Annotated in this window: 22 protein-coding genes and 1 tRNA gene; 19 read left to right on the plus strand and 4 right to left on the minus strand. The window is 63.9% G+C overall.

Features of this window, described 5'->3' with window-relative positions:
• Positions 1–15 precede the first annotated feature (15 nt).
• Positions 16–1482: an efflux transporter outer membrane subunit gene (locus U5A67_RS35870; protein ID WP_321818043.1), complete on the plus strand. Its 1467-nt coding sequence runs from the start codon at positions 16–18 to the stop codon at positions 1480–1482.
• A gap of 29 nt (positions 1483–1511) precedes the next feature.
• Here U5A67_RS35870 and U5A67_RS35875 read toward each other — a convergent pair whose 3' ends face one another.
• Complete coding sequence (locus tag U5A67_RS35875) at positions 1512–2465, minus strand: AraC family transcriptional regulator (RefSeq protein WP_321818044.1); 954 nt, start codon at positions 2463–2465, stop codon at positions 1512–1514.
• Between the two features lie 126 nt (positions 2466–2591).
• Here U5A67_RS35875 and U5A67_RS35880 point away from each other — a divergent pair, with 126 nt between their 5' ends.
• The 7 genes from U5A67_RS35880 (at position 2592) to U5A67_RS35910 (ending at position 10095) form a co-directional block, all read left to right on the plus strand.
• A complete protein-coding gene (locus tag U5A67_RS35880) occupies positions 2592–3128 on the plus strand; it encodes a carboxymuconolactone decarboxylase family protein (RefSeq protein ID WP_321818045.1) in 537 nt (178 codons plus the stop codon).
• A 182-nt stretch (positions 3129–3310) separates the two neighbouring features.
• Positions 3311–4498 (plus strand): thiolase family protein, encoded by a 1188-nt coding sequence (locus tag U5A67_RS35885; RefSeq protein WP_321818061.1) that lies wholly within the window; start codon positions 3311–3313, stop codon positions 4496–4498.
• A 64-nt stretch (positions 4499–4562) separates the two neighbouring features.
• Positions 4563–4994 carry a MarR family winged helix-turn-helix transcriptional regulator gene (locus U5A67_RS35890; RefSeq protein ID WP_205986648.1) on the plus strand — a complete coding sequence of 144 codons (432 nt, stop codon included), beginning with the start codon at positions 4563–4565 and terminating at the stop codon, positions 4992–4994.
• A 162-nt stretch (positions 4995–5156) separates the two neighbouring features.
• Positions 5157–6515, plus strand: coding sequence for a TAXI family TRAP transporter solute-binding subunit (locus U5A67_RS35895; RefSeq protein ID WP_321818046.1), 1359 nt, complete (start codon positions 5157–5159; stop codon positions 6513–6515).
• A gap of 285 nt (positions 6516–6800) precedes the next feature.
• A complete protein-coding gene (locus U5A67_RS35900; protein ID WP_415768112.1) occupies positions 6801–8213 on the plus strand; it encodes a DUF3300 domain-containing protein in 1413 nt (470 codons plus the stop codon).
• A gap of 20 nt (positions 8214–8233) precedes the next feature.
• Entirely contained in the window at positions 8234–9193 is a 960-nt protein-coding gene (locus U5A67_RS35905; protein WP_205986652.1) for a DUF2950 domain-containing protein, read from the plus strand.
• A gap of 314 nt (positions 9194–9507) precedes the next feature.
• Entirely contained in the window at positions 9508–10095 is a 588-nt protein-coding gene (locus U5A67_RS35910; RefSeq protein WP_205986654.1) for a YSC84-related protein, read from the plus strand.
• Positions 10096–10202: 107 nt separating this feature from the next.
• On the opposite strand, the gene U5A67_RS35915 is transcribed toward U5A67_RS35910, so the two are convergent.
• Positions 10203–11429, minus strand: a complete 1227-nt coding sequence (locus U5A67_RS35915; RefSeq protein ID WP_321818047.1) for a YeeE/YedE family protein — start codon at positions 11427–11429, stop codon at positions 10203–10205.
• Positions 11430–11753: 324 nt separating this feature from the next.
• Here U5A67_RS35915 and U5A67_RS35920 point away from each other — a divergent pair, with 324 nt between their 5' ends.
• The 3 genes from U5A67_RS35920 (at position 11754) to U5A67_RS35930 (ending at position 15701) form a co-directional block, all read left to right on the plus strand.
• Entirely contained in the window at positions 11754–13364 is a 1611-nt protein-coding gene (locus U5A67_RS35920) for a methyl-accepting chemotaxis protein (protein WP_321818048.1), read from the plus strand.
• Between the two features lie 113 nt (positions 13365–13477).
• Complete coding sequence (locus tag U5A67_RS35925) at positions 13478–14725, plus strand: D-amino acid dehydrogenase (protein WP_321818049.1); 1248 nt, start codon at positions 13478–13480, stop codon at positions 14723–14725.
• A 76-nt stretch (positions 14726–14801) separates the two neighbouring features.
• A complete protein-coding gene (locus U5A67_RS35930; RefSeq protein WP_205986662.1) occupies positions 14802–15701 on the plus strand; it encodes a glutamate/aspartate ABC transporter substrate-binding protein in 900 nt (299 codons plus the stop codon).
• A 118-nt stretch (positions 15702–15819) separates the two neighbouring features.
• Here U5A67_RS35930 and U5A67_RS35935 read toward each other — a convergent pair.
• A tRNA-Val gene (locus tag U5A67_RS35935) sits at positions 15820–15896 on the minus strand.
• Positions 15897–15989: 93 nt separating this feature from the next.
• Positions 15990–16814: a DNA-binding transcriptional regulator gene (locus U5A67_RS35940; RefSeq protein ID WP_321818050.1), complete on the minus strand. Its 825-nt coding sequence runs from the start codon at positions 16812–16814 to the stop codon at positions 15990–15992.
• Between the two features lie 178 nt (positions 16815–16992).
• On the opposite strand from U5A67_RS35940, the gene U5A67_RS35945 reads away from it, so the two are divergent.
• The 8 genes from U5A67_RS35945 to U5A67_RS35980 all read left to right on the plus strand — a co-directional run bounded on the left by U5A67_RS35945 (position 16993) and on the right by U5A67_RS35980 (position 26791).
• On the plus strand, positions 16993–18822 hold the full coding sequence (locus U5A67_RS35945; protein ID WP_321818063.1) for a bifunctional 3-(3-hydroxy-phenyl)propionate/3-hydroxycinnamic acid hydroxylase: 1830 nt from the start codon (positions 16993–16995) through the stop codon (positions 18820–18822).
• Between the two features lie 26 nt (positions 18823–18848).
• Positions 18849–19796: a 3-carboxyethylcatechol 2,3-dioxygenase gene (locus U5A67_RS35950; RefSeq protein ID WP_321818051.1), complete on the plus strand. Its 948-nt coding sequence runs from the start codon at positions 18849–18851 to the stop codon at positions 19794–19796.
• Between the two features lie 36 nt (positions 19797–19832).
• Positions 19833–20621, plus strand: a complete 789-nt coding sequence (gene mhpD, locus U5A67_RS35955; RefSeq protein ID WP_321818052.1) for a 2-keto-4-pentenoate hydratase — start codon at positions 19833–19835, stop codon at positions 20619–20621.
• A gap of 13 nt (positions 20622–20634) precedes the next feature.
• Positions 20635–21585, plus strand: coding sequence for an acetaldehyde dehydrogenase (acetylating) (locus U5A67_RS35960; RefSeq protein WP_321818053.1), 951 nt, complete (start codon positions 20635–20637; stop codon positions 21583–21585).
• Between the two features lie 4 nt (positions 21586–21589).
• Positions 21590–22621, plus strand: a complete 1032-nt coding sequence (dmpG, locus tag U5A67_RS35965) for a 4-hydroxy-2-oxovalerate aldolase (protein WP_321818054.1) — start codon at positions 21590–21592, stop codon at positions 22619–22621.
• 112 nt (positions 22622–22733) lie between these two features.
• A complete protein-coding gene (gene mhpT / locus U5A67_RS35970) occupies positions 22734–23972 on the plus strand; it encodes a 3-(3-hydroxy-phenyl)propionate transporter MhpT (protein ID WP_321818055.1) in 1239 nt (412 codons plus the stop codon).
• Positions 23973–24043: 71 nt separating this feature from the next.
• Positions 24044–24928, plus strand: coding sequence for an alpha/beta fold hydrolase (locus U5A67_RS35975; protein WP_321818056.1), 885 nt, complete (start codon positions 24044–24046; stop codon positions 24926–24928).
• Between the two features lie 150 nt (positions 24929–25078).
• Positions 25079–26791 (plus strand): dihydroxyacetone kinase family protein, encoded by a 1713-nt coding sequence (locus tag U5A67_RS35980; protein WP_321818057.1) that lies wholly within the window; start codon positions 25079–25081, stop codon positions 26789–26791.
• Positions 26792–26901: the final 110 nt, after the last annotated feature.

Here is a 26901-nt window from a genome sequence, read left to right on the forward strand (position 1 = left end):
CCCTGGAGGTCCAACATGTCCACGTTTATTCGTACCTTTGCACGGCCGGCGCGGCTGCTTGTGTCGACGCTCGCCGCCGCTGTGCTGGCGGCGTGTGCCGTGCAGCCCGCCGGGCATGCCGATCTGAGCGCCACCGTGCAAGCCACCGCGCCCGCGGCCTGGCGCATCGACGCGCCGCAGGACGCCATCGACGCGCGCGCCTGGTGGGCGCAATTCGACGACGCCACGCTCGACACGCTGCTCGCAGGCGTGCTGGCGGGCAACCTCGACTTGCAGGCGGCCGCCGAGCGCGTGAAGCAGGCGCAATCGATCACCACGCAGAAGCACGCCGCGCTGCTGCCGCAACTGGATTTCACGGCGCAAGGCGCGTATGCGCGGCAGAATACGCCGCCGCCGCTCGGTTATGTGAAGCAGGCGGGCGCGGGTTTGTCGCTGAGCTGGTCGCCCGACGTGTTTGGCGGCGAACGGCTCGATCTGCTGGCGGCGCAGGCGAATCTGGTCGGGCAGCAGCATGCGCTCGACGCGGTGCGCCTTGCGCTGGCGGCGGATACGGCATCGGCTTATGTCGATCTGCGCTGGGCGCAAGCGGAACTGAAGATTCTTCAGGATAACGTATCGATACGTCAGCATACCTTGCGGCTCACGCAGGATCGCCTGAAATATGGGCTTTCGACGCAACTCGACGTTACGCGCGCGCAGACGCAACTGAGCGAATTGCAGGCCCGCATGCCGCGCGCGCAAGCCAGCATCGATCATCAGTTGAATCTGATCGCGGTGTATACGGGCCGCACGCCGGAGTCGGTCGCGCAACTCGCGCTGGCCACGCCCGCGCCGATTCCCGTCGCGCCGTCTGGCGTGCCGCAACTGCTGCCGTCCGAAGCGTTGTTGCGCCGCCCGGACGTGCAGGCTGCCTACGCCACCGTGCAGCAGCGCGCGGCGGAAGTGGGCGTGGCGCGCGCGGAGCGCTATCCGAAGTTCTCGCTCAATCTCACGGATGGCGTGCTGGCATCGTCGTATCTCGGCATGCCGACTTTGACCGATAACCTCTTCAGTGCCGCGCTTGGGGCAACGAGCCCGATTTTCAACGCGGGCCGTATCAAGGCCGATATCGCGCAGAGCGAAAGCCGCATGCGCGAATCGCAACTCAATCTGCAGCAGACGATGTTGCAGGCGCTGCGCGAAGTGGAGGACAGCCGCACCGATCTCGTGAGCACGGCCACCCAGACTCAGCAGTTGCACGATGCGGTGGCGTCGTCCGATCAGGCGCTCAAGCTCGCGAACCAGCTTTACAAGGGCGGCGCGGCCGACTTTCTCGACGTGCTGAGCGCCCAGCAAACCTGGCTCGCCGATGCCGATCTGCTCAACGACGCGCAGCGCGAGCGCGCCCAGGCGGCGGTGGCGCTTTACCGTTCGCTGGGCGGCGGCTGGAGCCAGAGCGGCGATGTGGTCGCCCAAAGCACCGAGAGCGCAAAAGGCGGCTAATGGTTAGCCATACGAATCAATCGCGCGTGTCAAGCCGTGGGGCGCGCCGCCGCGCGCCACTGCGCCGGCGTCATGCCCACGTGCCGCTTGAAACCGCGCTGAAACGCGGCATCCGATTGATAGCCAACGAATTCGCCGATCTCGGCCACCGGCTGGCTGCCTTGCGCGAGCAGCCGCCCGGCCAGCGTCATGCGGATATCGGTGAGCACATCGGCGGCCGATCTGCCGATGGCTTCGTCGAAATGACGCGCGAAAGTCGCGCGCGACATATGGCAAAGCCCGGCGAGTTCGGGCAGCGTCCAGGGCTTGCCGGGCGTATCGAACATCGCGTCGATGGCGGGTTGCAGGCGCGGGCGCTGGGCGAGCGCGAGCAGGCCGCGCGGCGGCGCGTCGGTGTGGCTCGCGTAGCGCAGCGTGAGCGCGAACAGCGCGCCGGAGAGGTGATTGACGAGCGATTCGCTGCCGGGCTGCGCTTCGAGCGCTTCGTCGCGCAGCAGGGCGATCAGGCGCACGAGCCGTTCGGGCACCGCGCCGCCCGTGGGCGCGCTGCGTACCACGAGGCGCGCGGGCAGGTTTTCGCGCAGCAGGCGCTGGGGCACGGCGGGCAGCACGAAACTGCCGCAGAGCACATCGGCGATATCGCCTGCGCCCTGATTCGTCTCGATGGTGCGGCCGTGCTCGACGCGTTTGTCGATGGCGCCAGGCGGCGCGCCGCTGCCGTCGTGCAACTGGTGTGCGCCGCCGGAGGGAAACAGCACGATATCGCCCGCATGCAGCGCGGTGGGCGCGCCGTGCGCATCTTCGACGACGGCCGAGCCGCTGAGCAGCACGTGATAGCGCATTTCGCGCGCTTCGGCGTCGGGCTGATCGATCCGCCAGGGCGCGCCGAAGTGGCAACGCACGTCCAGGCGGCCCGCGACGGGCATGAGCGACAGTAGGCGGCTGAGGATATCCATGGTCGGCGCAATGAGACGAATGAGCATGAAGTCGCGCCATTCTGGCATTAAAAGCGCGAGTCTGCGCGCCTAGACTGCGTTCATGCCATCGACGATGGCGCGCCAGATCCGGCAAACGCATCCGGCACCCTCTCATTGAACAAGGAGTCGAACATGTCCCGTCTTTTCGCCATCCAGCCCGCAGAAGCCACCGGCGCCGCCGCTGAAGTATTCGCGAAGATCCGCAAGGCCGTCGGCAAGGTGCCGAACGCTTACGCTACCATCGGCACGCACAGCCCCGAAGGCCTCGCGTCGATCCTCGGTGTGGAGGCCGTGCTGGCCGCAGGCTCGCTCACGAAGGCCGATATCGAGGCGATCAAGCTCGCCGTAAGCGAAGTGGCCGGTTGTGACTATTGCGTGGCTGCGCACACGCTGGCGGGCAAATTCGCAGGCTTGTCGCCTGAAGCAATGAAGCAGATCCGCGCGGGCGACGCCACCGGCGACGCGAAGCGCGACGCGCTGGTTCGCTTCGTGCGCGCGCTGGTGCGCACGCACGGCACGGTGCCGCAGTCGGAGGTGAACGCCGTGAAGGAAGCGGGTTATACGGAGCGTCAGATCGTGGAAACGGCATTGGCGATCGCATCGATTACGTTCACGAATCTGGTGAATCGCGTCAACGATACGACGCTGGATTTCCCGGCAGTGGAGTAAGCGCGCGGCGCAGGGCGCGATATGCGGCTTTGGTGCCATTCGCGTCCTGCCCGACATAAACCATGCCACGCCTGACGAATGCCGCCTCGATGAAATCGTTTGAATGTGTGCATATGCATACATAAACTGAAGCAGTGAAGGCAGTACCACTGCGAACTCATGGAGAAAACACGATGAGCAGCATGAATGCAGCGCGGGAAATTGTTTTGTGTCAGCCGGTGCGCACGGCCATCGGCGCGTTTAATGGCTCGCTCAAGGGCGTGGCGGCGACGGAACTGGGTGCGATTGCGGTGCGCGAAACGCTCGCGCGGGCGAAACTCGATCCGGCCCTGCTGGGCTCGGTCGTGCTTGGCAATGTGATCCAGGCGGGCAACAAGATGAATCCCGCGCGTCAGGCGGAACTGGGCGGCGGCGTGCCGGTGCAGGTGCCCGCGCTCACGGTGAACCGCGTCTGCGGGTCCGGCGCGCAGGCCATCGCCAGCGCGGCGCAGGAAATCCTGCTGGGTCTCGCCGATGTGGCGCTGGCCGGCGGCATGGAAAACATGGACCGCGCGCCGTATCTGCTCGATGGCGGGCGCTGGGGCTATCGCATGGGCAACGCCGAAGTGCACGACAGCATGTTGCGCGACGGTCTGGTCGATGCTTTCTCGGGCCAGCATTCGGGCTGGCATACCGAAGATCTCGTCACGAAGGCCGAACTCACGCGCGAAGAGCAGGACCGCTGGGCCGCGCGCTCGCAGCAGCGTTTCGCGGCGGCGCAGGCGGTGGGACGCTTCAGGGAGGAGATCGTCGCGGTGGAGGTGAAGGGGCGCAAGGGCGTCGAGCGTTTCGATACCGACGAAGCGCCGCGTCCCGATACCACGTTCGACACGCTTACGAAACTCAAGCCCGCCTTCCGCCCGGACGGCACGATCACCGCTGGCAATGCGCCCGGCCTGAACAGCGCGGCGGCGGCCATGCTGGTGGCCGAACGCGGTTTTGCCGAAGCGCGCGGACTCGCGCCGATGGTGCGGCTCGTGTCCTGGGGCGTGGCGGCCGTGGAACCGGGCATGTTCGGCCTCGGTCCCGTGCCGGCCGTGCAACTGGCCTTGCAGCGCGCGGGCTGGTCGATCGGCGATGTGGATCGCTTCGAGATCAACGAGGCCTTCGCCGCCGTGCCGCTCGCGGTGATGAAGCAACTCGGCATTCCCGACGATATCGTCAATGTGGAAGGCGGCGCGATTGCGCACGGCCATCCGATCGGCGCGACGGGCGCGATTCTCACGACCCGTCTCGCATGGTCGATGCAGCGTGACGGCGTGCGTCGCGGCGTGGTGACCTTGTGCATCGGCGGCGGCCAGGGTATCGCGCTTGCGCTCGAGAAAGTATGATGGCCGGGCGCGCGCGTGCTGGCGCGCGCCCATGACATACCCGGCAAACAGAAGGTGAACGGCGATGACGAAGCGAGTGACGCGCGAGGAATGCAACTGTTTTGCGCTGCGGCAGGCCGCGCGCTTCGTCACGCAGCTTTACGAGCGCCATCTTTCGCAGGCGGGCGTGACGGCCGCGCAGTTCACGATTCTCTCGCGTCTCGCGGGCCGTCCCGATGCCACCGCCGCCGAACTCTCCGACGATCTCGTGATGGACCGCACCACGCTCGTGCGCGCGCTCAAGCCTTTGCAGCGCGATGGTCTCGTGCTCACGGCGGCGGCGGAACACGATACGCGCACGCTGGTTTATCGGCTATCCGCAAGCGGTCTGCGCCGTTACGACAAGGCTCATGTGCTCTGGCAGGACGCGCAGGCGGAATTCGAGCAGTTCATGAAACGCGATCGCGCGAAGGCGCTGCGTGCAGAGCTTTTTGCGCTGACGAAAGCGGCGGCGTAAAGCTTGCGCTAAAGCGCGCTTACATCGCTTTCAGCAGAGACCCCATTCGCGGAATTACCAGGCAACGACCTGGCACTCACCGGGCAACCCCCAGCGTCCCGATCTGACGCGAAAATGGCATGATGCAGTTTCCAGAGTTCGACGCCGCGCCGCCGGGTTCTCATGAAACGACATCGTCCGCCCTTGCCGCATTTCATGCGCGACCCCTCGCATCCCGCGTGGCGCGATATCGCGCTGTCGACGCTGCCGGTCGCGCTGTTCTGCATTGCCGTGATCGCGCTGGTCGTGTGGCTGGTCGATCCGGCGCCGCCGCGCACCATCACGATCAGCGCTGGGCCGCGCGATAGCTCTTTCATGCAGATGGCCGATGCGTATCGCACGATCCTCGCGCGCAACGGCGTGAAGCTCAAGGTCCTCGAATCGGACGGCTCGGTCGAAAATCTGCAACGCCTGCTCAATCCCAAATCGCATGTCGATCTCGCCTTCGTGCAGGGCGGCGTGGCCGAAGGCGTCGATGTGCATACGCTGATGTCGCTTGGCAGCGTGGCCTATTTGCCGATCGTCGTGTTTTATCGCGGCTCGGGGCTCACGCAGCTTTCCGAACTCGACGGCAAACGCATTGCCATCGGCCGCGTGGGCAGCGGCACGCGCGAACTGTCGCTGCGCCTGTTGCACGCGAACGGCATGGACCCGGGCGGCGACTCCACTTTCCTGCCGCTCGACGGTCTCGAAGCGGCCACCGCACTGGTCTCGGATCGCGCCGACGCCGCCATGCTAAGCGGCGATTCCACCACGCGCACGCTCATGCTCCGGCTGCTCAATATCCCGGGTATTTCGGTGATGAGTTTCGAGGAAGCCTCGGCTTATACGCGCATTTTTCCGTACCTCGAAGATGTCGAACTGCCGCCCGGCGTGCTCGATCTGCGCCGCCGCCTGCCGCCGCAAACTGTGCATCTGGTGGCGCCGACGGTGGAGATCGTCGCGCGCGATACGCTGCATCCGGCGATTTCCGATCTGATCATCGAAGCCGCGAGCGAGGTCAATGGCGCGCCGGGTCTGCTACAGCGCGCGGGCCAGTTTCCGAGTGCCGAAGCGCACGATTTCCGCATCAGCGAAGATGCCACGCGTTACTACAAGTCGGGCAAGAGTTTTCTTTACCGGACGCTGCCGTTCTGGCTCGCGAGCGTTGCCGATCGCCTGATCGTGCTGCTGCTGCCGCTGGCCGTGCTGGTGTTTCCGGCGCTGCGCGCAGTGCCTGCGCTGTATCGCTGGCGCGTGCGATCGCGGATTTATCGCTATTACGGCGCGCTTATCGCCATCGAACGCGATGCGCTCAAGCATACGAGCGAAGAAGAGCGCCAGGCGCTCATCAACGAACTCGACGAGATCGAGAATTCGCTCAATACCTTGCGCATGCCGCTCGCCTATGCCGATGCATTTTATGTGCTGCGCGAGCACGTTGGCTTCGTGCGCATGCATCTGACGCCGCCGAAAAAGCAGCCGGAAAGCGCTGTCCATTGATGATGAATGGGCTTTCTTCTTCCAATTGAAATGCATTTCAAATTGTTTCGTACTCCGGCATTTTTCGATTAATTGATTCGCTTTTGTAAATGGACAAGATTTAACGAATCGATAGTTGACACTTACAGTCATGCCCCGATATTTTTCGCTACTATCTCGCACGAGATTGCATCGAAGCGCGGTTCAAGAGAGGCATTAGCAAACGTTCACGCAACGTTCACGCGCAAGCGGGGCCTGGCGTTTCGAGGTCCTTAAAGACTCATCCGCAATGAGGAGGATCGATTCGTGAAATCGTCCGGTGTACGCCAGCATGCTGCCTGGCTCATGTGCGCCGCGCTCGCGGCCGCACCGTTGTTCGTCGGGCCAGCCGGTCCCACGGCCGCACTTGCGCAGAGCGCTGCGCATCTTTCCAGTCAACAACTCGATTCGCTTACCGCGCCTGTTGCGCTCTATCCCGATGCGCTGCTCGCGCAGGTGCTGATGGCGGCCACCTTTCCGCAGGATGTGCAGGCCGCTGCTGCGTGGTCCAAGGCCAATCCCAAGATGCAGGGCGACGATGCGGTGAAAGCGGTGGCCTCGCAGCCGTGGGACCCCAGCGTGCAGTCGCTGGTGGCGTTTCCGCAGGTGCTCGCCACCATGGACTCCAAGCCCGACTGGGTCGCGCAGATCGGCAATGCGTTTCTCGCGCAGCCCAACGACGTGATGGATTCCGTGCAGCGTCTGCGCGCGCAGGCGCAAAAGGCCGGCAACCTCAAGTCGAACGAGCAGCAGAAGGTTGTGGTTCAACCGGCCAGCAGCACGACCACCACGCAGACGATCGTGATCGAGCCGGCCAATCCGCAAGTGGTCTATGTGCCGACGTACAACCCAACGGTGGTCTACGGAACGTGGCCGTATCCGGCTTATCCGCCGGTGTACATGCCGCCGCCTCCGGGCTACGCGATCGCCACGGGTTTCATGACCGGGCTGGCGTTCGGCGCGGGCGTGGCGGTGGCCAATTCGTTGTGGGGCGGTTTTGGCTGGGGTTCGCATGACGTGAACATCAACGTCAATCGCTACAACAATATCAACGTGAATAACCACATCAGCGGGAACGGCACGACGGCGAACTGGAATCGCAACAACAATGTCGAGCGCCGCCAGAACTTCAACCATAACGCGAACGGCGGGAACCTCAACGGTCAGCGCAATCAGTATCGCGGCTATGACCAGTCGCGCCAGCAGGCCGCGCAGGCGTTCCAGAATCGCACCGGTCAGAGCATGTCGGGCAATGCCAGCCAGCGTTTGCAGGATATCCAGCACGGCGGTACGCGGCCGGGCGCGGGAGGCAGCGGCACGCAGAACGCCAATCGCGGCGAACTGAATAACCGCACGCAGAACGGCAATCGCCAGAACAATCTCAGCGGGCGTACGGCGAACGGCGGGCGGCAAAACGAGCTTGGCGGCCGTACGCAGAACACCAATCGGCAGAACGAGCTGAACAACCGCGCGCAGAACGCCAATCGCGACAACGCGCTGCGTGGCGCCGGCGACGGCAACGGTGCGCGCGCCGATATGCAGCGCGGCCAGCAAAGTCGCGCGGCGTTCCAGAACCGTGGTGGCGGTGGAGGCGGCGGCGGGTTTGGCGGCGGTGGCGGAGGCGGCGGTGGCCGTCTGGGTGGTGGCGGTGGCGGCGAACGCCACTTTGGTCGTCGGTAAATCCTGGAGGAGTCATCGCGATGATCCGTACTCAAGCACGCCGTCTGCCGCAAGGCGCACGGCCTGCCGGGCTCGCCCGGCTCACTGCGGCGCTGGCGTTTGCGCTGTTCGCCGCGCCTGCCTTGCTGTCCGTCCCCGGCGCTGGCGTGGCCTTGGCGCAGGCTGTGTATGCCACGCCGGATGCCGCCGCACAAGCCTTGACCGACGCGCTCGCCGCCAACGACCACGACGCGATCAAGCACGTGCTCGGCAGCGACTTTCAGCACTTCATTCCCACCCAGAACATCGGCGCCGACGATATCGACGACTATCTGGGCGCCTGGGCCAAGGGCCACCAGATCGTGCCGGACGACAAACCCGTCGCGGGCAAGGCCAGCGCCCATCTGAGCGTGGGCGACAGCGGCTGGACCTTGCCGATTCCGCTGGTGCAAAGCGGCAGCGGCTGGCGCTTCGATGTGCGCGAAGGCGCGGCCGAAGTGCTCACGCGGCGTATCGGCCGCAACGAGCGCGCGGCCATGCTGTCCTCGCTGGCTTTCGTCGACGCGCAGAACGACTACCGCAAGCTCACGCAGCATTACGCCCAGCGCATCTTGAGCACGCCCGGCACGCATGACGGCCTTTACTGGCCCGTCGAGCCCGGCGAAACCGAAAGTCCGCTCGGCCCGCTTGCCGCCGCCATGCCCGCGAATGCGAAGATCACGCCGCAGGAGGGCTATCACGGCTATCACTTCCGCATTCTCACGGCGCAGGGCGCGCATGCGGATGGTGGCGCGCGCAGCTATATCGAGAACGGCGAACTGGCCAATGGCTTCGCGCTCGTGGCCTGGCCGGCGCAATACGGCAAAACCGGTGTGATGAGCTTTATCGTCAATCAGGACGGCAAGCTTTATCAGAAGAATCTTGGGCCGAACGGGGCGAAAACCGCCGCCGCGCTCAAGCGCTTCGATCCCGATCCGTCCTGGCAGGCGACCACGCCCTGATCGCCGTCAGTTGCATCTGGTGGCGTGTAGCGTCTACATGGCGCGTTGGCAGCTTATTCACACGCCGGTCTGCGAGGCGCCTTCGGGCGCCTTTCTTTTTGCCCGCTTTTGCCCGTTGCTGTCGCGTACCGCTTTGCGACGCTTGAACGCTTCCATCTCATAAATCGGGCACAATCGGCTGCAAGTGGAGGCTGGCTGCGCGCGGCCGTCACCATTTAGCGGTCGGGGAGAAGCGCAACGCGATGCGGTTTCAGGCTCAGGCACGCCAGTTGCTGTATCCCTCCGCAAACTCTTATTCGTGTGGAGATAACGACATGCAACGACGCAACTTCATGCTTTCGGCAGCCGCTGCGCTTGCCTCCGGCGGTATGGCGCTCGCAGGCTGCACCACCACGCCGGGCAATTCCTCTAACGCTGCAACCGATATGACGAAGCGCCAGTCGATCGATGCCAGCGTCGACAACGCCATGACGAAGCTGTATTCGACCGTCAAGGGTTCGCGCGAGCTGGTCGCGAAGTCGCGCGGCGTGCTGGTGTTCCCGTCGGTGCTGCAGGCGGGTTTCATCGTCGGCGCACAGTACGGCGAGGGCTCGCTGCGCGTGGGCGGCGCGACCACGGGTTACTACAGCACGGTGTCGGGCTCGTTCGGCCTGCAGGCCGGTGCGCAGTCGAAGGCGATCATCTTCTGCTTCATGACGCAGGATGCGCTCGACAAATTCCGCGGTACGGACGGCTGGGCAGCCGGTGCGGACGCATCGGTTGCGCTCGTGACGGTCGGCGCGAACGGCGCGGTCGATACGAATACGGCCACGCATCCGGTCGAAGTCTTCGTGATGACCAACGCCGGCTTGATGGCGGATGTTTCGCTCGCAGGCACGAAGGTGACGCGCCTGAAGATCTAACCAATGCGACGTGCGCGGCGCGTGCTGAATACGCGCCGCAAAAACAAAAGGGCAAGGCCATCGGCCTTGCCCTTGCTATTTGCAGTGCACGAACTGCAAAAAATTAATCAGCAGCCCGTATTCTTTACCCGTTCGACTTCCAGCCCGAACAGCGGGCGCAGACGCGTGCCCACCACGTTGCCCGTGAACGCGCACACGAGCCACAGCCAGCCATGCAGGCTGCCCGACACGATCCCGCTGAAATACGCGCCGATATTGCAGCCATACGCCAGTCGCGCGCCATAGCCGAGCAACAGCCCGCCGATCACCGCCGCCGCGAGCGAGCGCAGCGGAATGCGCCAGACCGGCGCGTAGCGGCCCGCGAGCGAAGCCGCCGCCATCGCACCCAGCACGATGCCGATATCCATCACCGTGGTGACGTCGTGGCTGGCGGGCGCGGCGAGCGCGGCCGCGTTCGGGCCGGCCATCCAGTACTTCCAGTTGACCACGTCGATACCGAGCGCGGCGAAGCCCTTGGCGCCCCACAGCGCAAACGCCGAGGTCACGCCCCACGGACGGCCCGAAAGCGCGAGCGTGGCGAAGTTCAGCAGCGCGAGCGCGATGGCGCCTGCCAGCAACGGCCACGGACCATGCAGCCACGGCGACGCATGCGGCGCGCGTTCCGGCTGATTGACGAGGCGGCCGTGGCGGCGCTTTTCGATGGCGACGGTGAGCGCCGCAATCGCCGCGAATACCGCGAGGTTCAGCGCGAGCGCCGGCACGACGCCCAGCGTGGTGACGAGCGAGAGCGGCTTGAGCTGCGGCATCGACGTCCAGAACGGCATGTGCGCCGTTGCCACCACCGAGCCGACGATAAACGCGATCAGCGTGACGACCATACGCGTGCTGCCGCCGCCCACGGTGTACAGCGTGCCCGAGGCGCAGCCGCCGCCCAGTTGCATGCCGATGCCGAACATGAACGCGCCGACGACCACCGACGTCCCCGCAGGCGAAACGAGCCCGACCACGGGATGCCCGAACAGCGAGCCCGCTGCGAGCGCCGGAAAGAACAGCAACACGCCGATGGCGAGCATGACCATTTGCGCGCGCAGGCCCGCGCCCCGGCCATCGGCGATAAAGACGCGCCACGCCGAGGTAAAACCGAACGCCGCGTGATAGAGCGTCATGCCGAGCAGCGCGCCCACGATGTAGAGCGCGGCCTGGCGCGCGCTGACCGTCTGCGCCAGATAGACGGCGCCGAGTGCGACCAGCAGTAGCGCGAGCCCGAGCGATTTGGGATTGATGGAGTCGAGACGGCGCGGCGCGCGCGCCAGCGGCGAGGAAAGGTCGGACATGGTCGAAATGAAGAGGCTTGAAGCCGTGATGTTGCCTGGACGGCCCGGGAGGCTCGCGGCTGCCTGAAAATGAGGCACTGAAAGGAAAACGATAGCACGAAACGCATCACGGCCTGGCGCGCTACCCGCATCGGCATCATGGATATCCCCTATGCGCTTACTACGCGGATCTGCCGATAGGACAGGACGAAAAGCAAAAATACGCAAGCGCAAACGAGCGACGCAAAGCGGTTGCATTCGCAACAAAACGCAGCAAAAAGCAGCAATAAGAGCCACAAAAAGGCCGCCGCGATCGCAGACAAATACGCCAGGAGACCGGACCACATGCTCAGGAACATCACCATCCGCGGAGGGCTTACCCTCGTTATCGGTATCTTCGTTGCCTTTTTGCTGGTCGTGATCGGCGTGGCCTATGGCGCGCTGAAGCTGACCAACGAGAGTCTGCTCGATACGCAGCAAAGCGCGCAGTCGCTCGCCACGCTCAAGTCCAGTTCGGAGCGCCTGCTGCAGGTGCGCCTCGCGCTGGGCGGCTACGAGACGCTCTTTAGCGTCGGCAAATCCACCGAGGGCATGCTGGAACAGGCGCACAAGGTACTCGCCGATTCGAACAAGGATTTCGCGCGCTACAGCGCCGGCCCGTTCGCCGATGCCGACGAAGCGCGTCTTGCCCAGGCCGTCGCGCAGGCGCGCACGGCGCTGGTCGAGCAGGCGCTCGAGCCCGAGTACAAGGCGCTGGTCGACAACGACTTCAACACCTTTCGCACGATTCAGGGCGAAACCGCCGATCGTTTCTACGGCGCATATGCGAAGGCCATCGACGCGCTCGAAGCCTCGCAGGACGCGCGCGAGCAGCGCAACGCCGAAACGGCGGCGAAGCGCTTCCGGCTTTCGCTCATCGTGTTCGGTGTGATCGGCGTGGTGGGTGTGGCGATCGGCCTGATCGCGCGGCGCGGGCTGACGGCCGCCGTGATCAAGCCCGTCGATACGGCGATTCGCCATTTCCAGCGCATTGCCGCCGGCGACCTGACCGTGGACGTACGCGTGCGCTCGAGCAATGAAATGGGCCAGTTGCTGGGTGCGCTTGCGCAGATGCGCGAGGCGTTGATCGGCACGGTTGCGCGCGTGCGCGACAGCACTCAGGAAATCACGCTGGGTGCGAACCAGATCGCGGCGGGCAATGTCGATCTGTCGAGCCGCACTTCGCAGCAGGCGGCCGCGCTGCAGGAAACGGCGGCGAGCCTCGAACAGCTTTCGGCGGCGGTGCGCCAGAACACGGCGGGCGCGCAGGAGGCGAGCGGTCTGGCGCAGGGCGCGCTCAGCACGGTCTCGCGCGGCGCGGATGTGGTGGCGCGCGTGAACGAGACGATGAACGATATTTCGTCGTCGTCGCGCAAGGTCGAAGAGATCACCGGGATCATCGAAGGCATCGCGTTCCAGACCAACATCCTCGCGCTCAATGCGGCAGTCGAAGCGGCGCGCGCGGGCGAGGAAGGGCGCGGCTTCGCGGTGGTGGCGCAGGAAGTGCGCAGCCTCGCACAGCGCTCGGGCACGGCGGCCAAGGAGATCAAGGAACTGATCGCCGCTTCGGTGGCCACGGTGGGCACGGGCGCGCGCCTAGTCGAAGAAGCGCGGCACACGATGGGCGAGGCGCGCGACGCCGTTGCGCGCGTGAGCCACATCATGGGCGAGATCACGGCGGCGACGCACGAGCAGAGCGACGGCATCGAGCAGGTCAATCGCGCGGTCGCACAGATCGACGAAGTCACGCAGCGCAACGCCGCACTGGTGGAGGAAGCGGCGGCTTCGGCGCAGTCGCTGGAGTCGCAGGCCGATGTGTTGCGCGACGCGGTGGCGGTGTTCCATCTCGGCGATGGCGCGGCGGCGCACGGAGCGCGCGAGGCGGTTCGCGGCGTGAGTCCGGCGGCCTACGCCTGAATTTGACTTCAATCGACTTAACCTGAGGTTATATCCCCCGTCCGATTCGCATTTGAGTTCCTTTTTTTGCCCGGCGAGACTGCAAGGAATACCGATAGCGAGAACGACGGGATATGCGAATTTGCGTGCTGGGCGGCGGGGTGATCGGGGTCACGACGGCGTATTTTCTTGCCCGCGATGGACATCAGGTGACGCTGGTCGAGCGTCACGCGGACGTGGCGCGCGAAACCAGCCATGCCAATGGCGGCCAGTTGAGCTACAACTATGTCGCGCCGCTGGCGGACCCTTCGGTGCTGCCCAAACTGCCGCACTGGCTTTTTTCCCGCGATGCCGCGCTGCGTTTCGTGCCGCGTCTGGACCCGCGCCAGTGGCACTGGTGCGTCGCGTTTTTGCGCGCCTGCACGCGTGCCCGCAGCCGCGCCACGACTGAAGAACTGCTCGGACTGGGTTTTCTGAGCCAGCGCCTGATGCACGAGATCGTTGCGCGCGAAACGATCGATTTCGATTACGTGCGCAATGGCAAGCTCGTGGTGTTTCGCGATCGGGACAGTTTTGACGGCGCGCGCCGTCAGGCCGACTATCAGGCGCAATTCGGTTCGGAACAATATGCACTCGATGGCGCGGCGTGCGTTGCGCTCGAACCGGCGCTCGCGCATATCGGCGGCGAGATTGCGGGCGGCATTCACACGCCGGGCGAGGAAGCGGGCGATTGCGACCGCTTCACGCGCGCTCTGGCACGCGCGGCGCAGCGAGAGGGCGTCGATCTGCAGGTGGCGACGGAGTTTTCGGGACTAAAAACACAAGGCAAGCTCGTCGAAGCGGCGATGACTTCGGCAGGCGCAATCGAAGCGGATGCGTTCGTTGTCTGCCTCGGTATTCAGAGCCAGCCTTTGCTGGGTTCGCTTGGCGTGAGCGTGCCGGTTTATCCGCTCAAGGGTTATAGCCTCACATTGCCGGCTACGCATGCAACGGGCGCGCCGCGCGTCTCCGTGACGGATGCACATCACAAAGTGGTCTACGCACCACTGGGCGAGCGGTTGCGCGTTGCCGGAATGGTCGATCTCACGGGCATGAGCGCGCACGCCGATCCCGCCCGTATCGCGCTGCTCACGCGCCAGGCGCGCGAAACCTTTCCCGATGCCGGCGACTACGACGCCGCGCAGACGTGGACCGGCCTGCGCCCCGCCACGCCCGACAGCAAGCCGTTGATCGGCGCAACGCATTACCGCAATCTATGGATGAACACGGGGCACGGCGCGCTGGGCTTTACGCTCGCGTGCGCAAGCGCGCAACTGCTTGCCGATCTGCTCGCGCAACGAAGCTTGCCGATCAACGGCGATGCATTTTCGCCGCGCCGCTAAAAGAGTTTACGCACCACAACAACCGCCTTCACGGCGAATCATTGACTTCACTTACCCACGTTGGGAGAAGCGCACGATGAACACCAGCAAAACGATCGCGGCATTGACGCTAGGCCTGGCCACGCTGGCAAGTACCGCATACGCAGACGACCTCACCGGCACGCTCAAGAAAGTGCACGACAGCGGCGTGATCGTGCTCGGCACGCGCGAATCGTCGATTCCGTTTTCGTATTACGACCAGAACCAGAACGTGATCGGCTATTCGCAGGAGATCGCGCTGAAGATCGTCGATGCGGTGAAGCAAAAGACCGGCACGCCCAACCTCAAGGTCAAGACAATTCCAATTACCTCGCAGAATCGCATTCCGCTCGTGCAAAACGGCACGATCGACTTCGAATGCGGCTCGACCACCAATACGTTCGAACGCCAGAATCAGGCCGCGTTTTCGAACAGCATCTTTCTCTATGGCATTCGCTTTATCACGCGCAAGGATTCGGGCGTGAAGGATTTTCCCGATCTCGCGGGCAAGACCGTGGCGACCACGGCGGGCACGTCGGATGAACGCATGCTGCGCAAGATGAACGAAGAGAAGCACATGAACATGACGATCATCAGCGCAAAAGATCACGCCGAATCGTTCCTCAACGTGACGACCGGGCGCGCTGTGGCGTTCGTGATGGACGAGCCGCTGCTCTACGGCGAGCGCGCGAAGACGAAGAACCCGCAGGATTATGTGGTGACGGGGACGCCACCGGTATCGGAGAACTACGCGTGCATGCTGCGTCGTGACGATCCGCAGTTCAAGGCGCTGGTGGATGAAACGGTGGCGAAGATGCAGACGTCGGGCGAAATGGCGAAGCTCTATACCAAGTGGTTCACCGAGCCGATTCCGCCGACCAATATGAATCTGGACTATCCGCTTTCGCAGCAGATGAAGGATCTGTTTGCGCATCCGAACGACAAGGCGCTCGATTGATTTGCGCCTGCGCGTAGCGCGCTTTTCGCAAAAGCAAAAAGAAAATGCCGCAGTCCTGTGAAGGATTGCGGCATTGTCATTGCGCAGCGAACTGAGCCGCGCGGTACTGCATATTCGTTGGTAGGCTCGATTGGATTCGAACCAACGACCCCCACCATGTCAAGGTGGTGCTCTAACCAACTGAGCTACGAGCCTGTTGAGAGGGCGAATTATAGAGAGGGTATTTGAGCCTTGCAAGCCTTTTTCGCAAATTGTTGAAAAAACTTTGGCAGGGCTGTTTGGGGGCGCTTATGAAGCCGTGCGCTTTGTGCCTTCTTTTGTCCCTTCTGCAGCGGCTTCCAGCGCTGTCTCCATCTCCTGGGCGGCGCGCTGTAATTCGGGCACGAAGCGGCGCACGGCTTCAGCCGGATTGATCGCCTGCTCCAGATAGATCACGTTGAGGCTCGCAATCACGCGGCCATGCGCGCCGATCGCCACCGCGAGCGCGCCGATCTTGCGCTGGTCCGACCAATCGCCGTGATTCGAGCCGAAGCCATCCGCGTGCGTCTGCCGTACGAGATTGCGGATGAAGGCCGCATCCGCGGCGAGCTTCTGCTGCTGCTCGCCGCCTGCGCCCGCGCGCAGCATGTCGAGAATATCGTCGCGCTCCGCTTCCGGGCAGTGGGCGAAATAGGCGCGGCCCGCGGCCGTGAGCAGCATCGGCAGACGGCGGCCCACCATCGCGCGGTGAAACGAGAGCGGGCTGAAGCGGTGCGTGGTCTCGCGGATGATCATCGCGTCGCCGTCGGGCGTGGTGAGATCGGAAGGCCAGACGACCCGCTGCATCATCTGACCCATGATTGGCGGCGCGATGGTGGCGATGAGTTCGTCGTCGGTGAAGCCTTCGCTCAGCGCGCGCACGTTCATCGTCAGGCGAAAGCTGTCGTCCGACGCGCTGCGCCGCACGAGGTTTTCTTCCACCAGCGTTTCCAGCAAACGCCGCACGGTGGTGCGATGCAGACCCGTCGCCTCGCTCAACTGCTGGCTCGTCGCACGGCCGTTTTCCATCGCGTTGAGCGCCCGCAGCACCTGCAGGCCGCGTGCAAGTCCACGTACGTTTGCATACTTTGTCATCGAAAAATCGCTTGTAAATCAAGTGTGTGCATTCTATGCACATTTCTCTAAAATTGTTGAGCGCGTGTCGCCGCGAATCTAGACTCGCTTCCATGCCTTGCATGAGATCGCCCCGACCAAGGGCGACTGACACGGAGACACTATGAACACCTCTTCCGCCGCTGCGGACGTTGCCGCCGTGGATACGGCCGCCGTGGAAACGGTTCGCTCGCGCCAGCGTGCCACCGACGTCGCCATCATCGGCGCGGGCCCTGTGGGCCTCATGATCGCCAATATCCTGGGTCTCCAGGGCGTGCGCGTCACCCTCATCGAAAAGCTCGACCAGATTATCGACTATCCGCGCGCAATTGGTTTGGATGACGAAGCATTGCGCGTGTTTCAATCGATCGGTCTTGCCGACGCGCTGTTGCCGCACACCACGCCCGACCACTGGATGCGCTTCGTCACGAAGGACAACCATTGCTTCGCGTCGATCGAGCCGCGTACCGATGAATTCGGCTGGCCGCGCCGCAATGCCTTCATTCAGCCGCTGGCCGATCGCGTGCTGTATGAAGGGCTCGCGCGCTTCGAACATGTCGACGTGCTGTTCGGGCATACGGTCAATGGCTTTGTGCAGGACGCGCAGGGCGTGTCGATCGACGTGAGCGCTGCGAATGGCGAGCGCAGCACGATTCGCGCCGCCTATATGGTGGGCGCCGATGGCGGCAACAGTTTCGTGCGCCGTGCGCTCAACGTGCCTTTCGAAGGCCGCACGAAGCCGAATCAATGGATCGTCGTGGATGTGCGCAACGATCCGATCGGCTCGCCGCATATCTATATGCATTGCGATCACGAGCGCCCTTATGTATCGGCGGCGCTGCCGCACGGCATTCGCCGCTTCGAATTCATGGTGATGCCCGGCGAAACCGAGGAAGAACTTTCGAAGCCCGCGAATATGGCCGCGCTGATCCGCAAAGTGGTCGCGGACCCGGACAAGGTCGATTACATCCGCAAGCGCGTCTATACGCACAACGCGCGTCTGGCCGAAACCTTTTGCGTGGATCGCATTCTGCTGGCGGGCGACGCTGCGCACATCATGCCGGTGTGGCAGGGCCAGGGTTACAACAGCGGCATTCGCGACGCAAACAATCTGGGCTGGAAACTGGCGATGGTCGCGAAGGGTCTCGCCGATGGCCGTCTGCTCGATACCTATACCGTCGAGCGCCGCGCACACGCACGGTCGATGATTCATCTCTCCGAAGTCGCCGGCGATATCTTCGCGCCGGCGACGCGATTCGGCGCGCGCTTTCGCGACGCCTTCGTGAAGTCGATGAACGTATTCCCCTCGGTGAAGCGCTATTTCGTGGAGATGCGTTTCAAGCCGATGCCGCGTTATGAGGCCGGTGTCGTGCTGCTGCCGCCGCAGAAGCCAACGGGCGGCTGGCTCGCACGCGTGCTCGAACGCTCGGGCGATTCCGCGCCGGGCCGTCTGCTGGGTTTGATGAGCCAGAAACGCGATTCGCTGCTCGGGCGCCTCGCTTATGGGCGTGATCCGCTGGCGGCCTCGCCGGTGGGCCGCATGTTTATCCAGCCGCGCGTGCGTTCGAGCGATGGCCGCGTCGTGCGTCTGGACGATGCGATCGGCAACGGCTTTGTGGTGCTCGCATGGGGCGCGGACCCGACCTTCGGTCTCACGCCGCAAGCGCGTGCGGTGTGGGAACGCCTGGGCGCGCGCTTCGCGTTCGCCAAGCCCGACGTGCAACTCGATTACACCGATGACGTGCCCGAAGGCGTGCTCGCGCTCGGCGATGTGCAAGGACGTCTCAAGGACTGGTTCAGCCAGCGGCCGGAATCGGTCGTGCTGCTGCGCCCGGACCGCTTCGTGGCGGGCGTGTGCACGCCGCAGCAGGTCTCGGGCGCCATCGTCGAACTCGCGGGCAAGCTGGGCATGAGCGATATCGCGGTGCGCGAAGCCGTTGCATCACATCGCCCCGCGCGCGCAAACGTCGCTGTCGCGCAGGCAGCATGAGCAGGAGCCGCATTGTGAACGCCAGCATGCCGATACACCTCGAGTGCCTTTCGCACACGCCGCTGCACGGTTACTTCGATCCGCCTCCTGACGTGGTGGCCGAAGTCGAGCGCGTAGGCCGCGAAGCACGCGCACGCGTCGAGGCATTCCAGCCCGATCTGATCGTTGCGTTCGCACCCGATCATTTCAACGGCTTCTTCTACGACATGATGCCGCCGTTCTGCATCGGCGCGAAAGCGCAGGCGATCGGCGATTTCAAAAGCCTCGCGGGCCCGCTGCCGGTGCCCGAAGAACTGGCCCACGCGCTCGCGCAAAGCGTGCTGGCGGCCGATATCGACGTGGCGCTCTCGTACCGTATGCAGGTCGATCACGGCTGCGCGCAAGCGCTCGAAGTGCTCACGGGCGGGCTCGATCGCTATCCGGTGATTCCGGTGTTCATCAACTCCGTCGCGCCACCGATGGCGACGCTGCGCCGCGCGCGTCTGCTTGGCGAAGCGATCGGACGCTTCATGGCGAGCACGGGCAAGCGCGTGCTGGTGGTGGGATCGGGCGGCATCTCGCACGAACCGCCGGTGCCCGAACTCTTTGGCGCCACGCCTGAAATTGCCGAGCGTTTGATTGCGGGCCGCAATCCTTCCGCCGATTCGCGCGACGCGCGTGAGGCGCGCACCGTGGCCGCCGCGAAAGCGTTCACGAAAGGCGATAGCCACTTGCATCCGCTGAATCCCGAATGGGATCGCGCGTTTCTCGCACTGCTGGCTTCGGGCGAATTGACGGCCGTGGACGGCATGACCAATGCGGCCATTACGCGTGACGGCGGCAAGTCCGCGCACGAGATCCGCACGTGGGTGGCCGCGTTCGGCGTGCTTGCGGCGTTCGGGCCGTATTGCGCGTCGCTCGATTATTACCGCGCGATTCCTGAATGGATTGCGGGTTTCGCCACCATGCACGCCACGCCTACGCAGGCGGCCTGAACGTATCGAACTGCATCGAAGAACCTGGAGAACGGCATGACCGATCCAACACTCATCGCGGCGCTGGCCGCACGTTTGCGCGAAGCGGAAGCCTCGCGCGCGGTGATCGAGCCGGTGCGCGGCGAAATCGCCATCGACGATATCGCTACGGCTTATGCCGTGCAGCAAGCCAATGTCGATCTGCGCGTGCAGAACGGCGAGCGCATCGTCGGCCGCAAGATCGGCCTCACATCGCGCGCGGTGCAGCAGCAACTGGGCGTCGATCAGCCCGACTTCGGCGCGCTATTCGCTTCGATGGCATACGGCGACGGTGAACCGATTTCGCTTTCGCAACTGATCCAGCCGAAAGTGGAAGCGGAAATCGCGCTCGTGCTCGAACGCGATCTCACGCATGACAAGCACACCTTCGTCGATATTCTGCGCGCGAGTGCGTATGCACTGGCGGCCATCGAAATCGTCGATAGCCGGATTCAGAACTGGGATATCCGCTTCGTCGATACGGTCGCGGACAACGCGTCGAGTGCGCGTTTTGTCGTGGGCAGCCGTCCCGTGCCGCTTTCGCAAATCGATTTGAACGCCTGCGCAATGACACTTTCGCGCGATAACGAAGTGCTCTCGCGCGGCAATGGCGCCGCGTGTCTGGGCAATCCACTCAATGCGGCCGTGTGGCTCGCGGACCGCATGGTGCAACTCGGCACGCCGCTGCGTGCCGGCGACGTGGTGCTCACGGGCGCGCTTGGACCCATGGTCGCCGTGAAGGAACCCGGCACTTATACCGCGCAGATCGACGGCCTCGGCAGCGTTCGCGCGACTTTCACCGCCTGAAACAGGACTTCAAATGGCTTCCGAAAAACTCAAGGCCGCGATCATCGGCTCCGGCAATATCGGCACGGACCTGATGATCAAGATCATGCGCCACAGCCAGCATCTGGAAATGGCGGCGATGGTCGGCATCGATCCCAACTCCGATGGTCTCGCGCGCGCTGCGCGTCTGGGCGTGGCGACCACGCATGAAGGCGTGGAAGGGCTCACGCGTTTGCCCGTTTTCAACGATATCGATTTCGTATTCGATGCGACTTCGGCGGGCGCGCATATCAAGAACGATGCGCTGCTGCGTAAATTGAAGCCGTCGATTCGCGTGATCGATTTGACGCCCGCGGCGATTGGGCCTTATTGCGTGCCGGTAGTGAATCTCGACGCGCATATCGACGCGCCCAACGTGAATATGGTCACGTGCGGCGGTCAGGCGACGATTCCCATCGTGGCCGCCGTTTCCCGCGTGGCGAAAGTGCATTACGCGGAAATTGTCGCTTCGATCAGCAGCAAATCGGCGGGACCGGGCACGCGCGCGAATATCGACGAATTCACCGAAACCACGTCTAAGGCGATTGAAGCGGTGGGCGGCGCGGCAAAAGGCAAAGCCATCATCGTGCTCAATCCGGCCGAACCGCCTGTGATGATGCGCGACACGGTTTATACGCTTTCCGCAATGGCAGATCGTGAAGCCGTGGAGCGATCGATCGCAGAAACCGTCGCGAAAGTGCACGCCTACGTGCCGGGTTATCGACTCAAGCAACAAGTGCAATTCGACGAAATTCCTGAAAGCGCGCCGTTGAATATTCCGGGCCTTGGAAAATTCAGCGGTCTGAAAACCTCGGTATTTCTCGAAGTGGAAGGCGCCGCGCACTATCTGCCTGCGTATGCCGGCAATCTCGACATCATGACATCCGCCGCGCTCGCAACAGCCGAGCGTATGGCGCAAACGCTCTTGAGCGTGCAGGGAGCGTAAAGCGATGAGCAAGAAACTCTATATCTCCGATGTGACGCTGCGCGACGGCAGCCACGCGATTAGTCATCAGTATTCGATTCAGAACGTGCAGGACATCGCTCGTGCACTGGATAAGGCGAAGGTCGATTCGATCGAAGTCGCGCACGGCGACGGTCTGCAAGGTTCGAGCTTTAACTACGGCTTTGGCGCCCATAGCGATCTCGAATGGATCGAAGCGGTTGCAGACGTGGTGAAGCACGCGAAAATCGCCACGCTGCTGCTGCCGGGCATCGGCACGATTCACGATCTGAAGGCGGCGTATCACGCGGGCGCGCGCATCGTGCGTGTGGCCACGCATTGCACCGAAGCCGATATCTCGAAGCAGCACATCGAATATGCGCGTGAACTCGGCATGGATACGGTCGGCTTTCTGATGATGAGCCATATGACCACGCCGGAGAATCTCGCCGTCGAAGCGAAGAAGATGGAAAGCTACGGCGCGACTTGTATTTACGTGGTCGATTCGGGCGGCGCACTGACGATGAATGATGTGCGTGATCGATTCCGTGCCGTGAAAAGCGTGCTCAAACCGGAAACGCAAACAGGTATGCACGCGCATCACAATCTCTCGCTGGGCGTGGCGAATTCGCTGGTCGCCGTTGAAGAAGGTTGCGACCGCATCGATGCATCGCTGGCAGGAATGGGTGCGGGTGCGGGCAATGCGCCGCTCGAAGTGTTTATCGCCGCGGCAGAACGCATGGGCTGGAATCACGGCACCGATCTCTACACGCTGATGGACGCGGCTGACGACATCGTGCGTCCGCTGCAGGATCGTCCTGTACGTGTGGATCGCGAAACACTCGCGCTGGGTTATGCAGGCGTGTACTCGAGTTTTCTGCGCCATTCAGAAGTGGCCGCGAAGAAATATGGCCTGAAAACCGTGGACATTCTTGTCGAACTGGGCAAGCGTCGCATGGTGGGCGGCCAGGAAGACATGATCGTGGACGTGGCGCTCGATCTGAAGCAGCGCGCCCAAGCCGCAACATCCCAGTCTTGACGCACGCCGCGTGTCGCCTGAAGCGACTCGCGGCGTTGCTACGTCGTACCTGCAGGACAAACGATTAGCCGCCGGCAAGAGCGGCTGACACCCAACATTGGAGACTTTTCAAATGACGTCACGAATCAGTGGTGCTGGAGGCAACAACAAGGCGACGATCGCCCTGTGTCTCGCCGTGGCCTTGCTCGAAGGCCTGGACCTGCAATCAGCGGGCGTGGCCGGGCCGCGCATGGCGAAGGAATTCTCGCTCGCGTTGTCGCAAATGGGCTGGGCATTCAGCGCGGGCGCAATCGGCCTGCTGCCGGGCGCGGCGCTGGGCGGCCGCCTGGCGGACCGTCTCGGGCGCAAGCGCGTGCTGATGGCGTCGGTCACGCTATTCGGCCTGTTTTCGCTTGCGACCACGCTGGTGTGGAATTTCGAAAGCCTTGTGACCGCGCGCTTCCTCACGGGGCTCGGGCTGGGCGCCGCGATGCCCAACCTGATCGCGTTGTGTTCGGAGGCGGCCGGCCCGCAGCAGCGCAGCACGGCGGTTGGCGCGATGTACTGCGGTATGCCGTTCGGCGCGGCCATTGCTGCCGTGATCGGCATGCTGGGTTCCAGCCCGGCTAGCTGGCGCGATGTGTTCTACGTCGGCGGTCTGGGGCCGATCGTGATGGTGCCGCTGCTCGGCCTCTTTCTGCGCGAATCGCATCAGTTCGTGGCTGCGCGCGCGGCGAGCACCGTGCGCGAGGGCGTGCCCGGCGTGAGCGAAGCGCTTTGGGGTCAGGGCCGTGCCCGTACCACGATCGCGTTGTGGATCAGCTATCTCGGCACGCTGATCGTGCTGTATTTCCTGATGAACTGGCTGCCTTCGATGGTGCTCTCGCGCGGCCTCACGCGTGTGCAATCGAACATCGTGCTGATGATGTTCAACATCGGCGGCGGGATTGGAGCCGTTGCGATCGCAACGATCATGGATCGATTCGGCCGTCGCCGCACGGTGATCGGCATGTATGCGGGGATTGCGCTGGCGCTCGCCGCGCTGGCGAGCGCGGGCGGCGCGGTATCGATGGCCTGCGGCGGTCTGTTGTGTGGGCTGTTTCTGGTGGGCGGCCAGTCGGTGCTCTACGCGCTCGCGGGCCACGCCTATCCCACCGAAGTGCGCGGCACGGGCGTGGGCGCAGCGGTCGCGGTTGGGCGGCTGGGATCGATACTCGGGCCGCTCGTGGCCGGGCAATTGTTCGCGCTGGGGCAGAGCGCATCGATGCTGGTGGCGTCGAGCATTCCGTTGTGCGTGATCGCCGCGCTCGCCGCATTGACGGTGGTTGGCGGATTTGCGCAACGCAATGCAACAGGCGCACAAGGCGTTTAAGGATTTTTTGGCGGAGCGGGCAAGCGCCCGCTTCATAACGAATTAGCGTGTTTTACTGCAAGGATCTCATCATGACTGCGGCTGCACAGACGATTACCGAAGCCTCCACGAGCCAGTTTGCTCAAGTGAAAGACGGCGAACTCGAACTGCGGATCCACTATAACGACACCGGCGCGGGCGCGCCCAATGCGAATGGCGAGACCGTCGTGATGCTGCACGGCTCCGGTCCGGGTGCGAGCGGTTGGGCCAACTTCAACCGTAACGTCGAGCCGCTTGTGGCGGCGGGCTATCGCGTGGTCCTGATGGACTGCCCGGGCTGGAGCAAGAGCGATCCGATCGTTTGCACGTCGTCGCGTTCGGAACTGAATGGGCGTGTGCTCAAGGGCCTGCTCGACGTGCTCGACATCGAGCGCGTGCATATTCTTGGCAATTCGATGGGCGGACATAGCGCCGTGGCATTCGCGCTGTCGAACCCGAATCGCGTGGGCAAACTCGTGCTGATGGGCGGCGGCACCGGCGGACCGAGCAACTTCGCGCCGATGCCGACCGAAGGCATCAAGCTGTTGCAGGGCCTTTATCGCGAGCCGATTATCGACAATCTCAAGCGCATGATGAACGTATTCGTCTACGACGCCAGCGCGCTCACCGACGATCTGATGCAGGCGCGCCTCGACAATATGCTCGCGCGCCGCGATCACCTCGAAAACTTCGTGAAGAGCCTGGCGGCGTTTCCGAAGCAGTTCACCGATTACGGCCCGCGCCTTGGCGAAATCGCCGCGCCCACGCTCGTGATCTGGGGGCGCGACGATCGCTTCGTGCCGATGGATATCGGCCTGCGTCTGCTCGCGGGCATGCAGAACGCGCAACTGCATGTGTTCAATCGTTGTGGCCACTGGGCGCAATGGGAGCACGCGGATGCGTTCAATCGCATGGTGCTCGACTTCCTGCAGCATTAAGGAAGCGATGACGATCTGGCGCGCCGGTGGACACGCTGGCGCGCTGCCAGAACGACGGGCGTACACTGGACGCAGCCGCCAGACGCGCTATGCACATCGCATGTGCGCCGCCGATGGTCGGCACGTACAACCGCGTTCACCGGGATCGTCATGAAGAAACTGGTCAATCAACCGTCCGACGTCGTGCGCGAAATGCTCGAAGGCTTCGCGCTGCAGGTTCCTCATGTCGTCATTCTCGGCGACGAAAACGTGCTGATCCGCCGCGATATTCCCGAAGCACAGGCGCGCGCGGTCGCGCTGATTTCGGGCGGCGGCAGTGGTCATGAACCGGCGCACGGCGGTTATGTGGGCGCGGGCATGCTGAGCGCAGCCGTGTGCGGCGAAGTGTTTACGTCCCCGCCCACCGACGCCGTGCTCGCGGCAATCCGCGCAAGCGCTGGCCCGAAAGGCGCGTTGCTGATCGTCAAGAACTACACGGGCGACCGGCTCAACTTTGGCCTCGCCGCGGAACTCGCGCGCGCGGAAGGCATTCCCGTCGAAGTGGTGACCGTGGCCGACGACGTCGCGCTGCGCGGCCACGCCGAACGTCATCAGCGGCGCGGCATCGCGGGCACGGTGCTGATCCACAAGATTGCGGGCGCGGCGGCGGCACGCGGCGCCTCGCTCGAAGTCGTGGCGGCGACGGCGCGCGTGGCGGCGGAAAATCTCGGCACGATGGGCGTGGCGCTCGACGGTTGCACGCTGCCGGGCGTCGCGCAATCGAGCTTCAGTCTCGCCGATGATGAAATCGAACTGGGTCTGGGCATTCATGGCGAAAAGGGCGTGGAGCGCAGCGCGCCGTTACCGGCCGATGCGCTGACTGAAGCGCTGCTCGTGAATATTCTCGAAGAACTGGCCATTACGCGTGGGGAGCGCGTGGTGCTGCTCGTCAACGGTCTGGGCGCGACGCCGCAGATGGAACTCGATATCGTGTTGCGCGCGGCTTATGCGAGCCTGCAGCGCCGCGAGGTGCGTGTGGAGCGTGCGTGGGCGGGCACGTTGCTATCGGCGCTCAATATGCCGGGTTGTTCGATATCGCTCATGCGTGTGGACGACGGCAGGCTGGCGTTGCTCGATGCGGCTACCGACGCGCATGCGTGGCCGGGGAAAGGCTGCATCAATCCGACTATCCGGCTGGAGGTATCGTCCGCGTCGATTCATGAGGATTCCATAGCGAAATCGATCGATGCATCGCGCGCGGCGTGGGCGGGGCGAATGAAGGCGGCGCTGGATGCCGTTGCGCTGGCGTTGGCGCAAAGCGAAGCGCGCTTGGCTGAACTCGATTCGCTAGCGGGTGACGGCGATCTCGGTGCGAGTATGCGGCGCGCGGCTGATGCGGCTTCGGCGCTGCCGGTCGATGCGCTTGGGACTGCTCCGCAAGCGCTCGCGGCTTTGGGCGCGAGCTTGCGGCGTGCAATCGCGGGCAGCTCAGGGCCTTTCTATGCCACGGCTTTGCTGCGCGCGTCCCGCTTGTTAGCCGACGCACCTGAGCCAACGCCGCAGCAATGGGCGCAGGCGTGGCGCGGTGCGATCGACGCGATCAGCGAATTGGGCGGTGCGAAAGCCGGTGATAGAACGATGCTGGACGCGCTGGTGCCGGCGGTCGAGGCGTTCGACGAGGCGATCGGTAAAGGACAGACGGCGCAACAGGCTTGGAGCGCTGCGGTCAACGCGGCCGAGCATGGGGCGCAGGCGACGGCGCATATGCATCCGCGCGTGGGGCGCGCGAGCTATCTGGGCAAGCGGGCGATTGGCGCGCCGGATGGCGGAGCGGTGGCGGTAGTCTGCTGGCTGGCGGCGTTAAAGCCCCATGTGGGGACGTAGCCGCGAGGATCGGCGGCTAAAGACGGCCGCTGGTTATATCGGGCTGAATCGGCGCAATCGAGTGCCAGGAAAGGGATTGAGGTATTGAGTCCCGGCTGTTTTCGAAGTCA

Source organism: Paraburkholderia sp. J69-1 (assembly GCF_905220255.1).
Lineage (GTDB): Bacteria > Pseudomonadota > Gammaproteobacteria > Burkholderiales > Burkholderiaceae > Paraburkholderia.

Excerpts from the sequence above, each read along its gene's own strand:
- U5A67_RS35940 (WP_321818050.1), bottom strand. The coding sequence starts at position 16,814 with ATGACAAAGTATGCAAACGTACGTGGACTTGCACGCGGCCTGCAGGTG.
- U5A67_RS35915 (WP_321818047.1), bottom strand. The coding sequence starts at position 11,429 with ATGTCCGACCTTTCCTCGCCGCTGGCGCGCGCGCCGCGCCGTCTCGAC.
- U5A67_RS35950 (WP_321818051.1), top strand. The coding sequence starts at position 18,849 with ATGCCGATACACCTCGAGTGCCTTTCGCACACGCCGCTGCACGGTTAC.
- U5A67_RS35980 (WP_321818057.1), top strand. The coding sequence starts at position 25,079 with ATGAAGAAACTGGTCAATCAACCGTCCGACGTCGTGCGCGAAATGCTC.
- U5A67_RS35975 (WP_321818056.1), top strand. The coding sequence starts at position 24,044 with ATGACTGCGGCTGCACAGACGATTACCGAAGCCTCCACGAGCCAGTTT.
- mhpT (WP_321818055.1), top strand. The coding sequence starts at position 22,734 with ATGACGTCACGAATCAGTGGTGCTGGAGGCAACAACAAGGCGACGATC.
- U5A67_RS35870 (WP_321818043.1), top strand. The coding sequence starts at position 16 with ATGTCCACGTTTATTCGTACCTTTGCACGGCCGGCGCGGCTGCTTGTG.
- U5A67_RS35890 (WP_205986648.1), top strand. The coding sequence starts at position 4,563 with ATGACGAAGCGAGTGACGCGCGAGGAATGCAACTGTTTTGCGCTGCGG.
- U5A67_RS35930 (WP_205986662.1), top strand. The coding sequence starts at position 14,802 with ATGAACACCAGCAAAACGATCGCGGCATTGACGCTAGGCCTGGCCACG.
- U5A67_RS35910 (WP_205986654.1), top strand. The coding sequence starts at position 9,508 with ATGCAACGACGCAACTTCATGCTTTCGGCAGCCGCTGCGCTTGCCTCC.
- U5A67_RS35880 (WP_321818045.1), top strand. The coding sequence starts at position 2,592 with ATGTCCCGTCTTTTCGCCATCCAGCCCGCAGAAGCCACCGGCGCCGCC.
- U5A67_RS35895 (WP_321818046.1), top strand. The coding sequence starts at position 5,157 with ATGAAACGACATCGTCCGCCCTTGCCGCATTTCATGCGCGACCCCTCG.
- U5A67_RS35875 (WP_321818044.1), bottom strand. The coding sequence starts at position 2,465 with ATGCTCATTCGTCTCATTGCGCCGACCATGGATATCCTCAGCCGCCTA.
- U5A67_RS35885 (WP_321818061.1), top strand. The coding sequence starts at position 3,311 with ATGAATGCAGCGCGGGAAATTGTTTTGTGTCAGCCGGTGCGCACGGCC.
- U5A67_RS35960 (WP_321818053.1), top strand. The coding sequence starts at position 20,635 with ATGGCTTCCGAAAAACTCAAGGCCGCGATCATCGGCTCCGGCAATATC.
- U5A67_RS35925 (WP_321818049.1), top strand. The coding sequence starts at position 13,478 with ATGCGAATTTGCGTGCTGGGCGGCGGGGTGATCGGGGTCACGACGGCG.
- U5A67_RS35905 (WP_205986652.1), top strand. The coding sequence starts at position 8,234 with ATGATCCGTACTCAAGCACGCCGTCTGCCGCAAGGCGCACGGCCTGCC.
- mhpD (WP_321818052.1), top strand. The coding sequence starts at position 19,833 with ATGACCGATCCAACACTCATCGCGGCGCTGGCCGCACGTTTGCGCGAA.
- dmpG (WP_321818054.1), top strand. The coding sequence starts at position 21,590 with ATGAGCAAGAAACTCTATATCTCCGATGTGACGCTGCGCGACGGCAGC.
- U5A67_RS35920 (WP_321818048.1), top strand. The coding sequence starts at position 11,754 with ATGCTCAGGAACATCACCATCCGCGGAGGGCTTACCCTCGTTATCGGT.